The following is an 18,884-nucleotide window of genomic DNA, read 5'->3' on the forward strand; positions in this document are numbered from 1 at the left end:
GGTGAGGGTGATCATGGTGCTGTCTCGCGCAAGGGGCCGGGCCGGCGGCCGGGGTGCGGCTGTTCTTGGCGGCGCCGGCGGATGGCCCGTGCGTACATGGAATCGGGCCGGGTGACCAAGACCAGGTCCTCCCACAGCCGGTTGGACTGCGCGTCGGTGAGACGCAGCAGCGCGGGGCCGGGCAGCAGGGTGCGGTGGAAGCCTTCCCGCAGTAGGCGTCGTGCCTTGAGGCGGCGTATCGCCGGACGGAGTTGCTCGTAGGTGAAGTACGGGTTGGCGTACAACTCCTCGACGCTGGTGCCCGGCCCGTCCGTGAGCCAGGTCGCCGAGCCGTGCACGCCGCGGGCTCTGGGGGCCGCCACGGTACGCAGCAGCACCAGCACCAGCACCGCCCGGTCCACCGGGGGCAGGACCCCGATGCCCTCGGCGGCCAGGCGCTCGGCCACGCTGTCTTCGTAGCCGCTGGTGAAGCCCTTGATCCCGTGGTGCTCGCGGATCAGCAACACGCGGCCCAGCGCGGCCAGGCGGCGGGCGACGACCGCCCGCAGCGCATCGCTCTGCAGCGCGGGAAACGCCTCGCGGGGCACGAGCCCGTCAGCGGTTTCCACCGCGGCGACGGCGGTCTGGACCTGTGCCTCGTCGTGGTTGGAGAGCGGTGCCTCATTCATCCTCGTCCTCCCACATCGGCGGGGCGTCGTCCGGGCCCGGGAGCCGGTCGTGAAAGCGCCGCATGGTTTCGGCGAAGGTGCCGGGCAGCGCGGCCACCGCCGGCCCCAGCCGCAGCCGCGGACCGTCGCGGACGATCAGCAACAGCCATTGCAGTTCTCCGTCGAGGGCAGCCTTGGCGAAGTTCACGTCCAGCCCGATGTCACCGGCCATGTCCAGGATCTCGGCCCGCTCGAAAGGACGGCCCGGGTACGGGGGCAGGCGCGGGTCCGGCCACGCCTGAGCCAGGCACAGGGCAAAGGTGATCGTCTGGGTCGGGGTGAGCCGAGCGACCGGGTAGGTGCCCAGTTCCTCGGGAACCGGAGTCTCCGACCAGCCCAACACGAGCGCGCGGCCAGGCGAGCTCGGACGGCCGACGGCACCGGCCGGTGCCGGCCACGGGCAGTCGCACTCCATCAGACTGCGCCCTGCGACATGAGCCACCTCGTCGGCCTGCGCCACAAGGCTCGCCGGGAAACGGTCAGGGGGGAGTGCGCCGTCTGCCCGGGCGGCGGCGAGGATCAGCGCCGCGTCAGGGTTCTTCATCACCTTGCTCGCTTGCCACCGGATCCGGCGGCGGCAGGACCGCCGGGATTTTTGTGCGGTGCACCGTGACCGGGTGCAGGTGGGTCACCCACGCCTCACGGTCGATGATCAGCTCGGTGCCCATCTCCACCCGGTAGGGGGCGTGAGGATCGGCATCCAGCATGATCAGGTCGGTCAGGAGCCGGACGGCCCGCGGCCACCGCGAGCGACGCAACTCCTCCGTCATCTCGGCCCGGTCCTGCTCCAGGAGCATGCGGTCGGCGGCCCGCTCGCGCCGTGCCCGTTCCCGTACCGCTCGCTCGGCCACCGCGCCGAACGGATCCCGGTCGGCAGACCCCTCGGGCACCGGGGGCCGGTAGCGCACCCGGTGACGAGGCACGAACGCCTCCAAAGCGTCCACGACAGCCCCGGCGTCGAGCCACACCCGCGGCGCATCCGCCACCAGCGCGAGGCCGGCCTCCGCGAGCTGCTCCGGCGGGGCGCTCCGGGCGGCCTCCAGGTACTCCTCGGCCGACAGGACATCGAAGTCCAGCGTCGTCCCGGCGCGGTCCAGCACACGCAGCAGAGCCTGTGCGGCCCAGTGCGCGTACCGCTGCTCGGCCTCGACCATGACGACGGCCTTGTGGACGAGGTCGACGTCCTTCGGGAAGTGGCGGTTCACATCGTGATTCAGGCGCAGGACCCGCTGGTCCAGGTCCTGATGGCGGTATTGCCACTGGTCCTCCATCAGCTCCTTCAGCGAGCCGTCGACAACCAGCGCCTCCAGCTGCACGGCGAATGTCTGGAACACCCACTGGCAGAAAACGATGTTGTGGGCCACCGCTTCACGGTCAGGGCGGTCGCGGTCGAGAAGCTCCTGTGTACGGTCCAGCAGGGCGATCAGCTCGTCGATGCCGCCGCGGCTTTCCAGCCGGTCGCAGATCATCAGGAAGACCGTGCCGAGCGGATGGAAAGAGTGCCGCTGCTGGTGCTTCTTGGACCGATGGGGACGAATGAGCCGCTCGCTCTCGAAAACCTCCCACCGGGACTCGAACGCCTCCACCGAATAGGCGGGAGAAGCATGCTGTGTGATCCACTCCCACACCTGGGTCTTCGTCACCCCGCCCTGAGCGCTGTGAGCCGCGAATCCTTCCGCGATATCCCGGGTGATCCGCAGGTGCATACGGTCGGTAACGGTGCCCCCACTGTGCCGGGCAGCCGCTCCCACAAACGTCCGCAGGTTGTCCGACTGCTGCGCGTCGCTCAGCCGCTGTTTTGCGTCGACATGGGTGTTGTCGTCGTGCACGGGACTCACGCCGGTGCCCCCTTCATCCGGGGCCCTCCGTGTCATCATCCCCGCACCACGTCCGGCCTGCCAGCCATAACCGGATGTGCATTCGGCGTCTATGCAGCCTGGGCCCTCGCCGGAGAGATCCGCCAACAGCGGAAAGGAGCTCCGCTGGAGGCAGCTCCTGCGCACGGCGCTCTCGGGGCGGGGACCTCATCGCCGGGCCCGCGGGGTGCGCACATCGCCCGGCGCGTGGTGACCTCGGTCGTCAGGCGGCGGCCGTCGCGCAGCCGCTTGCCCAGATCACGAGGGGGAGGGTTTCTCCAAGACGGACTCTGGCTTGGGGCTCTGCCGCGAGGAATCGGTGGAGGGATGCCACCGTGCCGGTGACGAAGGCAGTAGCGCGGCAGGACTTACCCCAGAGGTCTGCGCGGCGGGACTTACCCCGGAAGTAATCGACCGCCCTCCTGCGGTACGGCAAGATCCACGTCAACCGTTCCGGCACTGCCGACCACTGGAGTGTCACCTACCGCAGGAGGGCTCATGTCCGCGTACGCGATATGCAACCTGTTCCCGACCGGCATGAACAAGGACATCCTGACCTACATCGAGCAGGTCCAGGATACCTTCGCCTCGTTCGGCGGCCGCTTCCTCGTCCACGGCGCCCGGGCCGAAGTGGTGGAGGGGGAATGGCCCGGTGACATCATCGTCGTCGAGTTCCCCGACATGGACCGTCTCAAGGCGTGGTACGCGTCCCCCGCATACCAGGAGATCCTTCCGCTACGCAAAGACCACATCGAGGGCAACCTGCTGTTCGTGGACGGCGTGGCGGCCGACTATGACGCGAAGAAGACAGCGGCGGAGCTCAGGGCGGCCATCGGGCCGGGCCGGTGACTCCCCCTCCGCCGCCGCCCCCGAAGTCCCTCGCGCCATCAACCGCGGCTATAGAACTGCCTATTGAAGCTCGCGGGACTTGTCGTCGAGCCAGGCCCAAGAACGAGTACCCGCCGGAGAAGATCGCCTTCCAGATGCGGACGCCGATCTGGTGCCGGCACCCAGGCGTCCGAGGTCGGCGACGTCTGCCGGGGGGCGATCGACCAGCTGCTGGAGGTCAACGCGCTCTATCGGCTCTGCGCTGCCCAGGGCGTCCTCGGCCTGCGGAAGAAGTACGGCGGCCGTCGCCTGGAAGCCCCTGCAACAAGGCCATCGCGGTCGGCGACCCGTCGAAGCCGGCTATGACGGTTCCGGTGAGGATGCCGTCGCGCTCTGCGAGGAGCAGGGCTTCGGGGTCTGTTGTGATGAGTCGGGCCACTCCGTCGTGGTCGTCGCTGATGCTCGTTCCTTCCGCGGCCTCGCGCCAGAACTGCAGCACGGTGTCGATGTCCGAGGGGGTGGTGCAGCGGATGTGGAGATCGCTCATGGGGCGAGCCAAGCAGAGCGCCGGCCTGTCTGGCGAGCGGTTTCCGTGCCGGGGAATCGACGGAGGGGTGGGTTTGGCCCCGAGGGCGCCGGGGGCGGGCAAGCCGCGAGCCCGGCGCCGATTCCTCATGCTTCACTGCACCCTGCTCGGCCCACCGCCGTAGCCGGACGCAGTAGCCCACTCCGGCGGATGGCGGACGAGGGCGCGCAATTGGCGGACCTGGAGCCGGTCGAACATCAGGGTGGGGCGTCCGGCGGCGCGCATACTCGGCCTTTTCGCTTGAGGAGATAAGCGGATTGCAACGCGCAGAGCACGCAACCGGTCCGCTCTGCTGGCCGCGGGGACGGGGCAGGTCAGTGATCACCTTGCTGACCAAATGAAGACAGCGGGTGAGACCCCTGCGACGGGCCCTTCGCCGTTTCGCTTCCACACCCGGGTGCGGGCCGGGAGGATGGTGGGATGACGGGGAGGACGAAGGTCGTTGTTATGGCGTTGACGGTGCTGTGCGGCCTGACTGCGGTGGGGCTGACGGTCCTGACACTGATGGTGGACCTGGACACCGCCGACCGGGCCGGAAGCGTCATCGGGGCGATCGTCGGATTTGCCGGGCTGGTGGTGTCCCTCTTTAGCCTGCACCGCATTACTGAAGCCGAGTCGAGCGGCGGCAGCCCGGTGGAGGCGGGGGGATCCCGCTCGATCGCGGTCAGGGGCAGCATCGCTTACGCCGTCACCGGTGATCGACGCCCCGGCGCGCGCACCGTGGATCCAGCCGCCGTGCCTGCGCCGCCCGTCCCGCCGGGCGGCGCAGGCGGAGATCCGGCCGGGCCAGTGCGGGCGTCGGGTGAGCGCAGTATCGCCGCTGGCGGGAGTGTCGGCTTCGCCGACACCGGCGACGAGGGAGGCGCGGCATGACCGCGTGGTGGAGGAACCTGCTCCGGCCCGCCACTGTGCAGGCCATCGGAGCTGGAGCCGTGGCGATCGGCGGCAACGCCTCCGCCGTCGTCACCGGCCACAACAACACACTGACCTTCCACCCCACGGGTCCGGGCCTGCAGCAGAGGTGGCAGGAATGGGACGACCTGGTCGGCAGGACCCGACCGCCCCGGTCCCCGTCGGCCCTGCTGGAGGCGCACCGGGCGGTGGTCCCCTTCCGCGGCCGCGGGGACGTACTGGAGGAGTTGGCGGCTTGGTGCGCTCAGCCGGGCTTCGGCGTGCACCTGGTGTACGGGCCGGGCGGGCAGGGCAAGACCCGGCTCTCCCGACGCTTCACCGACGAGCTGGCTCAGGAGCACTGGAACGTCCTCTGGCTCGGCCGGCACGCCGCCGTCGCCGACCTGACGGCGCTCAGCAGCCCGCCCGGCCCCGTGGCCGTGGTCGTCGACTACGCGGAAACGCGCCCGGACCAGTTGCTCGCCCTGCTGCGAGCGGCCCTGCGCAGCCCGGACACGACACCGTTCAAGGTGTTGCTGCTGGCCCGGACCGCCGACGACTGGTGGCCGGAGTTCCAGGACCGCGCCCGCATCGAGGACCTGTACGCGGTGCGGGGCACGTTCTTGCCGCCGCTGGAGCAGCACGCCGCCGACCGCGTCGACGCCTATCGCCAGGCCGTCGACGCGCTGGCCGGCGCCCTGCCGCAGGTGCCGGGGCAGGAGGGCCACGATTGGCCGGCCCTGGCGGCACGCGTGCTGGCCCTGCCCGCGCACCGGTTGCGACGCTCGGGCATGGAGAGCGCGCTCACCCTGCACATGACCGCCCTCGCCGACCTGCTGGACGCGGCTGCGGACGCCGTCGCTGAGGGCGGTGACCGCCCGCCGCCGTCCGCCGCCGCGCCCGGGTCGGCGGAGGAGCGGCTGCTGAGCCACGAACGGGTCTACTGGCGGGCTGTCGGCGAGGCATCGGGCGTGAGCCGGACCAAGACCGTGGAGGCCGCGCTGGCCGCTGCCTTCCTCTACGGCGCGAACGACCAGCAGGAGGCCCACGCCCTCCTCGCCCGGGTGCCGGGCCTGGAACAGCACAGCCCGGACACTCTCGGCACCGTCAGCGAATGGATCGCCCAGCTGTATCCGCCGCCCGACCGGACGCAGGTCTGGGGGAGCCTCCACCCGGACCGGCTCGCCGAGTTCTTCGTCGGGGGATGTCTGCGCAGCGATCCCGGGCTGGCCGAGCGCCTGCTGGATGGCACCGGCGGGGCCCAGGCCACCCGCCTGCTGACCGTCTTCGCACGTGCCGCCGGCCACCCCGTCCACCGCGGCCGTCTGGACACCGGCCTCACCCAGCTATGTGTCCGTCACGCGGACACGCTGGCCACGGCGGCCATCGAGGTGGCCGTCCAGGTGGAACGGCCGGACCCGCTGCTGGCGGCCCTGTACCGGCTGGCCGACGCCCCTGACTCGGATTCCGCGGAACTGCTTCGGCTGGCCGGACACCTTCCGCGCCCCACCCACCGGCTGGCGGACTTCGCACTGCACCTGTCGCGGCGGCTGGTGCGGCTGCACCGGGACTGGGCCGCACAGGACCCGGCGCGTCTGCCTGATCTGGCCGGGCAGTTGCGACTGCTGTGCCGTCGGCTCGGTGACGCGGGGCGCTGGGCGGAGGCGTACCAGGTGGCCCGTGAAGCGCTGCGGCTGCTCAGGCCCCTTGCCCGCCAGGATCCGCTCACCTACGAGGTGCAGCTCGCCGCATGCCTGCATAACATCGCCATAGCGCTGGGCGCATTGGGGCGGCGTGAGGCGTCGGTGTTCCCCGCCTACGAGGCTGTCCGGCTCTACCGGCGGGTCGGGCGGTGGGACGGTGGAGCGTCCCTGCCCGAACTGGCGCACGCCCTCAACGCCGTCTCCAACGCCGAGGGGGAACTCGGACGGCTGCCGGCGGCCTTGGCCGCGAACCGGGAGGCCGTCGCGGTACGCCGGTACCTCGTCGGCCGGCACGGCGACGCCTTACGGCCCGACCTGGCGGACGCACTGAACAATCAGGCGAACCGCCTGCTGCAGACCGGCCGCGTGCACGAGGCGCTCGGTGAGGCACACAAGGCCGTCGAGCTGTACCGCGCCCTGGTACAGGACCGTCCGGACGCCCACCGTGCCGCTTTGGCCATGGGCCTGGGCACCCTGTCCTTGTGCCTGCGCGGCGCCGGTCGGCACACCGAGGCGTTGCGGTGCGCCGAGGAGTCCGCGGATATCCGGCGCGAGCTGGCGCGCGAGCGCCCCGCCGCTTTCCTGCCCGACCTGGCCCGCAGCCTGAACGCCCTCGCGATCGACCTGGCGGAGACAGGGCACCAGGCCCGGGCCCTGGCCACGGCCGAGGACGCCGTCGGCCTCTACCGGACCCTCGCCCAGCGCGATCAGGCAGCCTACGCGGAGCCGTTGGCCATGAGTCTGAATACCCTGGCATGCCAGTTGGAGAAGGCGGGCCGGGCACCGCAGGCCCTGGCGGCCGCTCAGGAGTCCGTGGACCTGTACCGACCCATCGCCGCGAGGAACCCGGGCGCGCACCGGGCCGATCTCGCCATGGCGCTGAACACGCTCGCCGACGAGTTGGCGCACGCGGGCCGCGGCGACGAGGCACTGGAGGCCGCCCGGGAGGCCGTGAGCCTCTACCGAGTCCTGGCCGACCAGCACCCGCGAGTCCATCTCGACACACTGAGCACGGCGTTGAACACGTTCGCCCTGCGTCTGAAGGCCCTCGGCCACCTTGCCGAGGCCCTGGACGCGTTTGACGAGGCCATCGGCATCAGCCGCCGCGCGACGGCCACACCCCCGGCCGACCCCGCTCTCAGAACACTCGCCACAGCACTGGCGAACAAGGCGGTGTGCCTGTCCTGCCTGCACCGGCCGCAGGACGCACTGCACACCGTCGAGGAGTCGGTGGGCGTCTACCGGAGACTGATGCGCAAGGAACCGGAAGCCTACGCGCCCCTGATCGTCACAGCCCTGTCCATCCGTCACCTGCTGCTCGTCGTCCTGGGACGCACTGACGAGGTGCCGGACGCCCTGCAGAAGACGCTGCGGGTCCGAGCAGCCCTCGTACAGCAGGATCCCGCAGCCCACCGGACGCACTACGCCGAGGAGCTGACCCTGCTCGGTGTCACCCTCGCCCGTCGGGGACGTTACGGCGAGGCGGCGGGTCCGCTGGGCAGGGCGGCGGCCGTCCACCGGGAGCTGATGGCCGAGGACACGCGGCACCGGCCGGTACTGGCCCAGGCACTGCTCGCCCTGGCGTACACCCTCACCGAGGCGGGTCGCCACGGCGAGGCGTTGCCGGTCACCGAAGAGGCGGTCAGGGTCTGGGGCGACTTCCCTCCGCCAGATGCGGCTGACCGGTCCCTGCTCGTATGTGCCCTGTGCGCGCTCGGCGGACAGCAGCACGTCCACGGGCAGTCCGAGGCCGAGGACATACTGCGCAGGGCCACCGAGATAGTCGCCGACCTGCCCGACGACGCGCTGGGCCTGTCGCGCGAGGTGCTGCAGAGCGTGGCGCTGGCCGGCCTCGGCACGCACCTGGCACAGACCGCCCGGCCGGACCGGGGCCTGCCCCTCCTCGCACGGGCCGCCGACCTGCCCCTGGGCACGGATCAGGAGGCACAGTCCGCTCGGGCCGCCCTGCTGGTCACCTACGGCCACCATCTCGCCACCGACGCCGCCGACCACGTTGCGGCCCTCGCGGTGACCCGCGATGCGGTGCGCCTCTATGAGGAACTCGCCGCGAAGGACGCGGCGGCCCACGAGCGCGAGGTGGCGTGGGGGCTGGCCCACCTCGGCCTGCGTCTGACCGAGACCGGGCGGCACGAGGAGGCCGCACAGGCCACCGGCCGAGCGGTCGCCCTGAGCCGTCGGCTGGTGTCCGTGGACCCCACCGCGCACCGACTGCGCCTCGCCGTTTCGCTGTACGCGCAGGCCCGAGCCGACTGGCAGGCCGGGACCGCGGAGGCTCGGGCCCGGGAGCACATCACCGAAGCCCTCACCGTCCTGCGCGCCCTGGCCGAGCAGACCCCCGGGCTGGTCACCGCCTACCTCGAGGACGCGGAGCAGACGTACAACAGGATGTCGGCCCGGTCGCGCCGCCGGGCACGGCGCGACCGGGCCTGACCATCTGACGGGGAGCCTTCCCGGTCGGCGAGATGAACGGGCACCTCGACCGCCCTGCCAGGGTCCCCCACGGGCACCCATCTGTGGCGCCGGGCCTGCCCGGGGCAGCGGGTGGGCATTAATACACCGGTGACCGGCATGTCCCGGGCATCAGCGGCGGCTACCCCGAGGACGACACCGCCGGTGACATGACCTGTCCGGGAGAACGTCACCCTCGGCCAGCCCCGCCCCGAAGGCGACACGGCCGTCCACGCCGCCGCTGAGGCGTCGGCGCCGACACCGTCAGTGAGGTCACCGTGGACACCGCCGGGACCTACACCCGCTTGACCACGTCGGCTGGCATCGACGCCCCAATCAGGCGGTGGCTCGCCGGCGCGGGTCTTGCGCGGACACGTACCACCGGAGCGAGAGGTGGAGGTGGCGGCAGACGTTGTGCGGCTGCGTGGGCCCCGAGATGGAGGGAATCGACCTGCGTGTGTTCACCCCTGCGGGTGACGTTTCCGGATGAGCACGGGCGATAGGGTCGTGCTGCAGGGTTCTGTGGCGGTCGCGGTGTCTGCGCCAGCTTCCGGGCTGTCATGTGGGCGCCAAGCCGGGTGAAAGGGTCAAGGGGGCCCGTATTGCCACTGCGCGAACAGAAAAGCGATCGGGAACGTCTCAGTCCTGCCCGGCAAGGGCGAGCCGACGAGAACCGAGGAAGCGACGCGGCCAGGCTGGTCTTTCTTCATCGGGCGGACCGCGAGACCGGTACCACCTTGGACCTCGACCACATGGTCCGCAGGCTGGCCGATGTGGCCGTGCCGGGCTTCGCCGACTTTGCTTCCGTCCATCTGTACGAGCAGGTGGCCGCAGGAGAAGAGAACTGCACCCGGCGTGAGGCGCCGGGCTCGGCGGTGATGCGCCGCGTGGCCACCGCACACCACGACGATGCGGGACGCCTCGAAGAGCTTCGCGCTGGAAGGACCTTCGTCTACCAGCCCGGCACAGCCATGGCCCGGTTTCTCACGAACATCGAGCCTTTGCTTATCCCCGGGGTGGACGAAGAGGTCTTGGCGCAGCTTCCCGCTGCGCTTGACAGTCCCGACGCAAGGTCGGTGCTGCGGGACTCCTCCGTCATTCTGGTGCCGCTGTCAGCGCACGGCGCGACGCTGGGATTCATGGCGTTCGGACGCCGGCCGGGCCGCCCCGCGTTCGGTCCGGCTGACCTGGCTGCGTGCCAGGACATGGCCGGCCGGGCGGGACTGTCCCTGCACAACGCCCGTCTGTTCAGCCAGGAGACCAGGACGTCCGCCGTGCTGCAGCGCAGCCTGCTGCCCGCACTGCCGCCTCGGCTGCCAGGAATGGAGATCGCCTATCGTTATCACCCGGGAAGCCATACCACACAGGTCGGCGGCGACTGGCTGGATGCCATACCACTGCCGGGACACAAAGTAGGGCTGGTCGTCGCTGATGTGGCCGGCCACGGACTTCATGCGGCCATCGCCATAGGCCAGCTGCGCACGGCGGTGCGCACACTGGCCATGCTCGGGCTGCCGCCCGGCCAGCTGTTGGCTCACCTCGGCGAACTCGTGCAGCGTTTCGGCCCTTCGCGACTGGCCACGTTCCTGTACGGCGTCTACGACCCGATCGCACGCAGGGCCACTTTCGCCAGCGCCGGTCACCTGCCGCCCCTCCTTCTGGGCCCCGATGGCAAGAGGGAGTTCCTCAACGTACCGGTCGGCGCACCGATTGGCGTGGGCCGCGTCAGCTTCGACACGCTGGAGGTGTCCGTTGACGACGGCAGTCTCCTCGTCCTCTACACCGACGGTCTGGTGGAGAGTCGGGACCGGGATATCGAGGAAGGTCTCGCCGCCTTGCGTGACGAGCTGACCAAGCGCCATCCCTCGCTCGAGGAGGCGTGTGACGTTCTCCTGCGACGGCAGCACCCCGATGGTCACCACGACGACATCGCACTCCTGATGGCCCGGCTGACGGGCCTTCCTCATGACAGCGTCGCCAGCTGGCTCTTCACGCCCCAGCCGGAGGAAGTACGCAGGGCACGGAGTGTTGTCGGCGACACCCTCACGAAGTGGGGTCTCGGCCATCTCCGCGACGTCACACAGCTTCTCGCCGGGGAACTGCTCACCAATGCCATACGTCACGCCACACAGCCGGTGGGCCTGCGCCTGGTCCTCACCACTGACACGCTTCTGTGCGAAGTGAGCGACGACCATCCAAGTCATGCTGTGCTTCTGGAGCCGGCCGGCATGGATGAGCATGGCCGCGGCATCGGCCTGGTCAACGCCCTGGCCACCCGGTGGGGTTGCGTACCTACCCCGGCAGGGAAGACCACCTGGTTCGAGCACGACCTGCCACAGACCGCCCATCGGCAGACCACTCCGGTTCGGTGAGGCTCAGCCTCACCGAACCGGGCCTCACTCTCGTAGGTGTCCTGACCGACCACTGCGTGCTCAGCCACCACCGAGGCGAGCGGCAGCGATGTCCGCCTCATGACCCACATGAACCAGCACGCCCGGACCCTGGCGCACGTGGAAGGTTTCCGCTTCTTCGGCAGTCAGGCGTCCGAGGTCGGGATACCTGCCGGGAGGTGATCGACCAGCTGGTGGAGGTCAGGCGCTCTACCGGCTCCGCGCCGCCCAGGCAGTGCGCGGGCTGCGGAAGAAGTACGGTGACCGGTGGCTGGCCGCCTGCAGCAAGGCCATCGCGGTCGGCGACCCGTCGAAGCCCGCGATCACCGTGCCGACCAGCTCACCGTCGATCCCCCACTCTCGGCTGCGCTCGAGCGGGGGGACCCCCATCGCCACGATCAGCGCCTCGGGGTCACGGGCGACCAGCCGCTCCACGCCGTCCCGGTCGTCGCTGATGCTCGTCCCCTCGGCGGCGGTCTTCCAGAAGGCCAGCACGGTGTCGAGGTCGTCGGGCGTCGCGGCCCGTATCCGCAGGTCCGTCATACCGTGATCACATCACCGGCGGGCGCTGCGGGGCACGCGATTTCAGCATCCGGACGCACGCCCGGCGTACCTCCGCGTCACTCGTGCGCTATCGCCGCCAGCACGTTCATCCGCGAGGCCCGCAGAGCGGGCAGCAGCGCCGCCACGACGCCGAGCACCGCCGAGCCGATCACCACCGCGACGATCGTGCCCCACGGGATCGCCAGCGCCGTCATGCCCTGCAACGCCAGCACCTGCTGGGTGCACACCCCCCACACCAGGCCCAGTGCGAGGCCCAGGACCGCGCCGAAGACCGCGATCACCACCGACTCCAGCCGGATCATCCGGCGCAGTTGCCGCCGGGCCAGCCCGATGGCGCGCAGCAGCCCGATCTCCCGGGTGCGCTCCACGACCGACAGGGTGAGGGTGTTCACCACGCCGAGCACGGCGATGATGATCGCGAGCCCCAGGAGGGCGTACACGAGATAGAGCAGCACGGAGATCTGGTCGCGCACCAGTTGCTTGTAGTCGGCCAGGTCCCGGACCTGCAGCTGCGGATACGCGTCGAGCGTCCGCTCCAGGTTCCTGCGCAGGTTGTCGTCGCTCGTGCCCGGGGCGGCGTTGACGTACAGCACGGAGTCCTGCCCGCCCGGCGCGTACCGCTCCAGGGTGGCGAGGCCGAAGTAGATTCCGCCCTGCAGCCCGAAGCCCTCGGCGGTCTCCTGGTCGGTGAGGGCGCCGACGGTCAGTTCGGCGGTGCGTCCGCCCTGGAACTCGACGGGGACCGTGCTGCCGAGCCGTACGCCGTGGTCCCGCGCGAAGTCCAGGTCCATCGCCATGTGACCGGCGGCGAGCGCGGCGGCGCTGTCGCCCCCGGCGTAGGTGATGTTGGCGACCTCGTCGAGCCGCCGGTCGTAGCCGGCGGCGGTCGTCTCGACGCGGGCGCCGTCGGGCAGGAGGATCGCGATCGGCGTGAACCGCGAGCGCACCACGAGCCCCACGCCCTCGGTGCCGCGCACATGGTCGGTGACCTCCGGCGGGAAGGGCACGAAGTTGTTCTGGATCACGAAGTCGGCGCCGAGCGTCTGGTCGATCTGCCGGTCGAACGACTTAGTGATCGAGGCGCTCGCCACCGACAGCCCGCCGACCAGCGCGAGGCCCACCATGAGCGCGGCCGCCGTGGCGCCGGTACGGCGGGGGTTGCGCAGGGCGTTGCGCTGGCTCATCCGGCCGATGGAACCGAACAGCGCCGGGAAGGCCCCGCCCAGCACCCGGATCACCGGCCGGACCAGGAGAGGTCCCGCGACCACGGTGGCGATGAGGGTCAGGAGCACCCCGAGGCCCAGCAGGGATGCCGCCGGTCCCGTCTCGGACGACACCACGCAGCCCGCGAGCGCTGCTGCGCCTGCCGCTCCCACGACCGCGCCCACCACCGCACGCACCTTGAGCGGCCGGCCCACCGCGGCGACCTCGGCGTCGGAGAGCGCCGCCATCGGCGAGACGCCCGCCGCGCGCCGGGCCGGGAGGTACGCGGCGACGAAGGTGACGCCGACACCGACGACGTACGCCGTGAGGGGTGTCCCCCAGCCGATGACCATCTCGGTGGACTTGATGTTCATGCCGAGCAGGCCCATCAGTTCGATGAGGCCGGCGGCCAGCCCGATGCCGGCGGCCAGACCCAGCGTGGAGCCGGCCAGGCCGAGCAGCAGCGCCTCGGTGAGCACCGACCGGCGCACCTGGCGCCGGTCGGCGCCCAGCGCGCGCAGCAGACCCAGCTCGCGGGTGCGCTGCGCGATCAGCATCGAGAAGGTGTTGACGATCAGGAACACGCCCACGAGGACGGCGACCCCGGCGAAGCCGAGCATCACGTACTTGATGACGTCGAGGAAGCCGCCGAGCTGTTCGACGTCCGACTCGGCCTGCTCGTCGGCGGTCCGGAAGTTGTAGCGGTCGGCGCCGAGGGCGGCCGCGACGCGCTGCCTGAGCGTGGTGTCGCTCACGCCGTCCGCCGCGTCCACGGTGATGCTCGTGGCGGCTCCCTTGACGCCCAGCAGCTTCGTCTGGGCGGTCGGCGTGTCGACGAACACCAGTGCGGCACCGGGATTGGTGGTCGTGAACGTGACGATGCCGACGACCTCGACCCGGAAGGAGCCGGGTGCGGCGATCACCGTCACGACGTCCCCGATCCGTACGTTCCTGCGGTCGGCGGTCTCGGAGTCGATCAGCGCCTCGGTGGGCCCGTGCGGGGCGTGGCCGGAGGTCAGCTCGACGGGGCTGCGGTCGCTCGGGTTCCAGTTGGTGCCGATCGTGGGGGCGCCGGTCGTCGGGCCGACCGATTCGTTGTCGGCGTTGACGACCGTGATGTTCGTGGCCTCGGCCTCCGCGCGGGCGGCGGCCACGCCGTCGACCCGGGCGACCCGGTCGGCGAGCGCGGCGGGCAGCGTGGCCGTCGCACCGGACGGCAGCACCTCGTCGAGGGTCTCCTTGGGGGTCACGGTGACGTCCGCCGCGGTCGACGCGAAGAGCCGGTTGAAGGTGCGGCTGACGGTGTCCGAGAAGATCAGGCTGCCCGTGACGAACGCCACGGACAGCAGTACGGCCAGCGCCGAGAGCAGCAACCGCCCCTTGTGGGCGACGAAACTCCGGAGTGTTGCCCTGAGCACGGGTTTCAGTCCCTCTGGACGGGGGTGACGTCGTCGGTCCGACGGCGGATCACGTCGAACCGCTTCATACGCTCCAGCACGGCCTCCGCCGTCGGCCGCTCCATCTCGTCGACGATCCGCCCGTCGCCGAGGAAGAGCACCAGGTCGGAGTGGGCGGCGGCGCCAGGGTCGTGGGTGACCATGACGACGGTCTGCCCGAGGTCGTCGACGGCCCCGCGCAGGAAGCCGAGGACCTCCAGGCCGGCCCGCGAGTCGAGGTTGCCGGTCGGCTCGTCCGCGAAGATCAGCTCGGGGCGGGAGGCCAGCGCGCGGGCGCAGGCGACGCGCTGCTGCTGGCCGCCGGACAGCTGCGAGGGCCGGTGCCCGAGCCGGTCCCGCAGGCCGAGCGTGTCGATGACCTGGTCCAGCCACTCCCGGTCGGGCTTCTGGCCCGCGATGTCCATGGGCAGGGTGATGTTCTCGAGCGCGTTCAGCGTCGGGATGAGGTTGAACGACTGGAACATGAACCCGATCCGGTCCCGCCGCAGCCTGGTCAGCTCGCGCTCCTTCAGTCCCGTGATCTCGGTGTCGCCGAGCCACACCTGTCCGGCCGAGACGGTGTCGAGCCCGGCCAGGCAGTGCATCAGCGTGGACTTCCCGGAGCCCGACGGGCCCATGACGGCCGTGAAGCGGCGGCGCGCGACGTCCACGTCCACCGAGTCCAGGGCGAGCACCGTCGTCTCGCCCGAGCCGTAGGCCTTGGTGAGACCGCGGGCGCGGGCCGCGACCCCGTCGGCCGGTGCGAGCCCCGGGGCGTGCTCCGCAGCAGGTGTGGACAAGGCTGCCTCCTTGATCGCGCCTCGCTCGTGGATGTCCCGAGTTCCGTGTCTGCGCCGAGGGCGATGTGATCCGCACCACAAACGGTATCCCGTCGAGGTCGCGGACGGTCTCCGTCCCAGGTCGGGCCCCGGATGTGGTTGTAAGGGGCACTCACTGTCCCTGGGTGACACCTTGCCGCTGCTAGCATTCGGGCGCTAGCTTCGAGGTATGGCCAAGACCCAGCTGAACGTCCGCGTCGACGAGGACACCGCCCGCGCGGCCCGCGAACGCGCCCTGGCGCGCGGCATGAGCGTCAACCGCTACATCGAAGAGCTCGTGCGGCAGGACACCGGAGAGGTCGGCCACACCTTCGTGGAGGCCGCCGCCGACTTCATGAAGCAGTACGAGTCCGTCTTCGCCGAGGAGTTCGACGGGGGCGCCCCCGCTCATGGGGGTCCCCCCGCGCGAGCGAAGCCGAGCGTGGGGGAGAAGTCGAGAGTCGGGGAGGACCGTCAAGGCCGCACGAGCGAAGGTCGCCACTGATCCGTTGAGCGGCCTCACCATCGACCTCGCCTGGCTCCTGATGCTCGCCGAACAGAAGACGCCGGGAGATCCCCAGGTCACCGACTGGGGAGCCCTCGTCGCCGCGGTCGCGCGCCACCAGGCCGAGATCTTCGACGTCCCCGTCTACGACACCCCGCACGCGCGCGCCGCGGCCCTGCTCCAACTGCTGATCCACGTCCCCGCGCTGGAGCGCTCCAACGCCCTGTTCGCCTCCGCGGTCGCGTACGCCTACCTGGTCGCCAGCGGCGTCAAGGTCGTCACCTCGCCCGTGCAGGTGCGTGACCTGGCCCGGCTGGTGAAAAGCGGTGAGGCGTCGGTGCACGACATCGCGCGCGAACTGCAGCAGTGGAGCCTGTGACGCCCGGGCCTACTCGTCGGGGCGCCACGCGGTGCCCAGCACGCAGAACGACGTGGGCAGCGTCGGCCCCTTCTCCGGCATCAGCATCCGCCGGTACGGGCCCAGTTCGAACCCGGCGTCCCTGAGCGCGGCGACCGGATCCCGGGACAGATGGCAGCCGCCGTTCAGCGGCGGCCACACCGTGCGGTCCAGCGCGCGCTGGGTGAACGTCATCGCCCGGCCGCCGCCCCGCCCGTGCTCGAAGAACCGCACCTGACCGCCGGGCCGCAGCACCCTGCGCACCTCGCCCAGGGCGCGCGGCACATCCCGCACGCTGCACAGCACCAGCGACAGCACCACCGCGTCGAAGGCCTCGCTCTTGACCGGCAGCGCCTCCGCCGCCCCCGGCACCACGTCGACGGGCATCCGGGCGCGCAGCGCGGCCTCCACCGCCAACTGCCGCAGACTGCGCTCGGGTTCGAGCGCCACGACCTCCGGGACCGTACGGGGATAGTGCGCGAAGTTCAGGCCGTTGCCCGCGCCGATCTCGAGCACGCGTCCGGACAGCCCGGCGAGCAGCCGGTCGCGCACCCCGGCCATGCCCAGCCGGCGCTCGGCGGCCACGCTGACGCGGGCGTAGTAGCGGGCGAACAACGGGTGGTGCACAGGATCCCGCGCCACCCTGCGGGCGCCGGCGGACCGTAGCGGCATGAGGACCTCCCTCGCAGGACGGGCCGTACCGCGATTCTCCCCCCGTACGGCGCCATCACGCCCCACACCTACGGCTGTCGAACGTGGCAGCAGGCCCTCGGGGGCCTCGGCAGGGGGCCCACGACCCCCGGGCTAGGGTGGATGGCTCGGGTCACGCACACCGTCATCGAGGAGTCATGGTGCAGACACCGCTGTCCTGGTTAGCCGGCCGATACACCTGGGGGCCGCGCAGTGTGCGCATGGCCGCCGTGGCGTCTGTGGTCGCCGCCATCGGGATCATCGTCACCGGCGGCGTGGTCCGGGTCACCGGCTCCGGGCTCGGCTGCCCCGAGTGGCCCGCGTGCTCCGGCAACAGCCTCGCTCCCACCGCGGAGATGGGACTGCACGGCGCGATCGAGTTCGGCAACCGCCTCCTCACCGGTGTGCTGTGCGCGGTGGTCGGATGGCTCATCGTCGCCGCCCGGCTGCAGCGCGAACCCTCCCGGCCGGTACTGCGCGGGGCGTGGGCACAGTTCTGGGTCGTCGTGCTCAACGCCGTCGTCGGCGGAATCACCGTGTGGATGCGGCTGAGCCCGTACATCGTCGCCGCGCACTTCCTCGCGGCGACCCTGCTCCTGGCCGCGGCGGTGGTCACCTGGGAGCGACTGCGCGAGGCGGACCACGACGTGTCCGCCCCGACGGTCCCGCCGCGTCGCTGTGCCGTCCTGGCCCGTGCCCTGCTGGTGTCGACGGCACTGCTGCTCGTGGTGGGCACGTCGGTCACTGGCTCCGGGCCGCACGCGGGCGACTCCTCCGAAGTGGACCGGATGCCGTTCGACTGGGTCGGCGCCACCATCGTGCACGGCGTGCTCGCGGTGGTGTGCCTCGTGCTGGGCGGCCTGCTGTTCACCGTCCTGCCGGGCGGCTCCCGGGCCCGCCGGCGCACCGGGGTGTTCCTCGCTGTCTTCCTGGCACAGGGCCTCGTCGGCCTGTTCCAGGCGCTGACCGGTCTGCCCGCGGTCGCGGTCATCCTGCATCTGCTCGGATCGGCGCTCGTCTGGGCGGGAGCGCTCCGCGTCAGCCTCGCGGTGGGGCGGGGGACGACTGGCGCGCCCGCGGCGGCCCCCCCGGTCGCTCAGGTCCCGGCACCACTCGCCCGGTCCACGAACTCGGCCGACACGTAGAGGGTGAGCGGCCCAAGGGCCGAACGGTTCAGCTTGACCGCCGCCCAGTGGAACGGGTTCACCGGCTCCTCGTCCTGTACGTCGGTCACCAAGCGGGTCAGCCGGTGCAGGTGCTCCGGCCGGACGAGCGGCCGCAGCCGGTCCAGTGCCTCGCGGCCGGACGGTGTGTGACTCCGGAACGGCAGATAGAGCGTGGCGTCAGCAGGGCGCTCGCCCTCCGTCATGTTCCAGCACAGGGTCGGACGGGTCCCCGGGGCGGCCAGCGAGGCGCTGCCGTCGGTGGACAAGGCTTCGAGCAGGTCGGCGGCACCGCGTCCGGCCGCCGGGGACAGTCGGCCGACGCGGTCCTGAAGCGCATCGCCGGACCGCTCGTCCACGGTCGTGTAGAACTTGGTCCGGGCCCGGGGCGAGTCGTGCAGGTCGAGAGCGAAGAACGCCGGCATCAGGCGCGCCATGCCCTCGGGGTCGTGCCGCTGCAACCACCGCCACGCGGCACCGTGCCCGAGGCGTTCCATGGCTGCACCGATCACGCGCCGGTTCGCGTCGGCACCCGACGCCAGCGTGTCGAAGTACACCTTCGGGTCGGCCACTCCCGACATGCGGACCGTTGCGGCGACACACATCCCGAACGCCGCCTGGTCGCTGCGCGGGGCGAAGAGGTCGCGCACGCTGCGGGCCCGCGTCAGGGATGCGACA

At 71.3% G+C, this 18,884-nt stretch carries 14 protein-coding genes and 2 pseudogenes; 7 read left to right on the top strand and 9 right to left on the bottom strand.

Going from position 1 to position 18,884, the window contains the following annotated elements:
- Window positions 1–11: 11 nt before the first annotated feature.
- Genes ACKTSN_RS40685 through ACKTSN_RS40695 form a run of 3 tightly spaced genes read right to left on the bottom strand, consistent with a single transcriptional unit; the run spans window position 12 to window position 2,545 of the window.
- On the bottom strand, window positions 12–668 hold the full coding sequence (locus ACKTSN_RS40685; protein WP_409473647.1) for a hypothetical protein: 657 nt from the start codon (window positions 666–668) through the stop codon (window positions 12–14).
- Window positions 661–1,251 carry a hypothetical protein gene (locus tag ACKTSN_RS40690; RefSeq protein ID WP_409473648.1) on the bottom strand — a complete coding sequence of 197 codons (591 nt, stop codon included), beginning with the start codon at window positions 1,249–1,251 and terminating at the stop codon, window positions 661–663. The genes ACKTSN_RS40685 and ACKTSN_RS40690 overlap by 8 nt, the downstream gene beginning before the upstream one ends.
- Complete coding sequence (locus ACKTSN_RS40695) at window positions 1,238–2,545, bottom strand: hypothetical protein (protein WP_409473649.1); 1,308 nt, start codon at window positions 2,543–2,545, stop codon at window positions 1,238–1,240. Before ACKTSN_RS40695 ends, ACKTSN_RS40690 begins: the two co-directional genes overlap by 14 nt.
- Before the next feature lie 516 nt (window positions 2,546–3,061).
- Here ACKTSN_RS40695 and ACKTSN_RS40700 point away from each other — a divergent pair.
- Window positions 3,062–3,412, top strand: coding sequence for a DUF1330 domain-containing protein (locus ACKTSN_RS40700; protein WP_409473650.1), 351 nt, complete (start codon window positions 3,062–3,064; stop codon window positions 3,410–3,412).
- A 325-nt stretch (window positions 3,413–3,737) separates the two neighbouring features.
- Here the strand turns inward: ACKTSN_RS40700 and ACKTSN_RS40705 are convergent.
- A pseudogene (locus ACKTSN_RS40705) lies at window positions 3,738–3,938 on the bottom strand (GNAT family N-acetyltransferase); the annotation flags it as partial.
- A gap of 486 nt (window positions 3,939–4,424) precedes the next feature.
- On the opposite strand from ACKTSN_RS40705, the gene ACKTSN_RS40710 reads away from it, so the two are divergent.
- The 3 genes from ACKTSN_RS40710 (at window position 4,425) to ACKTSN_RS40720 (ending at window position 11,412) form a co-directional block, all read left to right on the top strand.
- Window positions 4,425–4,850, top strand: coding sequence for a hypothetical protein (locus ACKTSN_RS40710; RefSeq protein WP_409473651.1), 426 nt, complete (start codon window positions 4,425–4,427; stop codon window positions 4,848–4,850).
- Window positions 4,847–9,022, top strand: a complete 4,176-nt coding sequence (locus ACKTSN_RS40715) for a tetratricopeptide repeat protein (protein WP_409473652.1) — start codon at window positions 4,847–4,849, stop codon at window positions 9,020–9,022. The genes ACKTSN_RS40710 and ACKTSN_RS40715 overlap by 4 nt, the downstream gene beginning before the upstream one ends.
- A 620-nt stretch (window positions 9,023–9,642) precedes the next feature.
- The gene (locus tag ACKTSN_RS40720; RefSeq protein ID WP_409473653.1) at window positions 9,643–11,412 is read left to right on the top strand and encodes an ATP-binding SpoIIE family protein phosphatase; all 1,770 of its coding nucleotides are present in this window, start codon (window positions 9,643–9,645) and stop codon (window positions 11,410–11,412) included.
- 324 nt (window positions 11,413–11,736) lie between these two features.
- Here the strand turns inward: ACKTSN_RS40720 and ACKTSN_RS40725 are convergent.
- From ACKTSN_RS40725 to ACKTSN_RS40735, 3 genes and pseudogenes are all read right to left on the bottom strand, one after another.
- Window positions 11,737–11,973, bottom strand: a pseudogene (locus tag ACKTSN_RS40725) (GNAT family N-acetyltransferase); the annotation flags it as partial.
- Window positions 11,974–12,050: 77 nt separating this feature from the next.
- Window positions 12,051–14,615, bottom strand: coding sequence for an FtsX-like permease family protein (locus ACKTSN_RS40730; RefSeq protein ID WP_409473654.1), 2,565 nt, complete (start codon window positions 14,613–14,615; stop codon window positions 12,051–12,053).
- Between the two features lie 5 nt (window positions 14,616–14,620).
- On the bottom strand, window positions 14,621–15,433 hold the full coding sequence (locus tag ACKTSN_RS40735; RefSeq protein ID WP_409473655.1) for an ABC transporter ATP-binding protein: 813 nt from the start codon (window positions 15,431–15,433) through the stop codon (window positions 14,621–14,623).
- Between the two features lie 208 nt (window positions 15,434–15,641).
- Between ACKTSN_RS40735 and ACKTSN_RS40740 the strand changes: the two genes are divergently transcribed.
- Together ACKTSN_RS40740 and ACKTSN_RS40745 are read left to right on the top strand one after the other, a co-directional pair.
- Window positions 15,642–15,956 carry a toxin-antitoxin system HicB family antitoxin gene (locus ACKTSN_RS40740; protein WP_409473656.1) on the top strand — a complete coding sequence of 105 codons (315 nt, stop codon included), beginning with the start codon at window positions 15,642–15,644 and terminating at the stop codon, window positions 15,954–15,956.
- A gap of 4 nt (window positions 15,957–15,960) precedes the next feature.
- The gene (locus ACKTSN_RS40745; protein ID WP_409473657.1) at window positions 15,961–16,335 is read left to right on the top strand and encodes a fic family toxin-antitoxin system, toxin component; all 375 of its coding nucleotides are present in this window, start codon (window positions 15,961–15,963) and stop codon (window positions 16,333–16,335) included.
- A gap of 9 nt (window positions 16,336–16,344) precedes the next feature.
- Here ACKTSN_RS40745 and ACKTSN_RS40750 read toward each other — a convergent pair whose 3' ends face one another.
- Window positions 16,345–17,025: a class I SAM-dependent methyltransferase gene (locus ACKTSN_RS40750; RefSeq protein WP_409473658.1), complete on the bottom strand. Its 681-nt coding sequence runs from the start codon at window positions 17,023–17,025 to the stop codon at window positions 16,345–16,347.
- 176 nt (window positions 17,026–17,201) lie between these two features.
- On the opposite strand from ACKTSN_RS40750, the gene ACKTSN_RS40755 reads away from it, so the two are divergent.
- A complete protein-coding gene (locus ACKTSN_RS40755) occupies window positions 17,202–18,188 on the top strand; it encodes a COX15/CtaA family protein (protein WP_409473659.1) in 987 nt (328 codons plus the stop codon).
- On the opposite strand, the gene ACKTSN_RS40760 is transcribed toward ACKTSN_RS40755, so the two are convergent.
- Window positions 18,140–18,856 carry a hypothetical protein gene (locus tag ACKTSN_RS40760; RefSeq protein WP_409473660.1) on the bottom strand — a complete coding sequence of 239 codons (717 nt, stop codon included), beginning with the start codon at window positions 18,854–18,856 and terminating at the stop codon, window positions 18,140–18,142. The genes ACKTSN_RS40755 and ACKTSN_RS40760 overlap by 49 nt on opposite strands.
- Between the last annotated feature and the right edge of the window lie 28 nt (window positions 18,857–18,884).

The organism is Streptomyces flavusporus, from assembly GCF_046267975.1.
GTDB lineage: Bacteria > Actinomycetota > Actinomycetes > Streptomycetales > Streptomycetaceae > Streptomyces > Streptomyces flavusporus.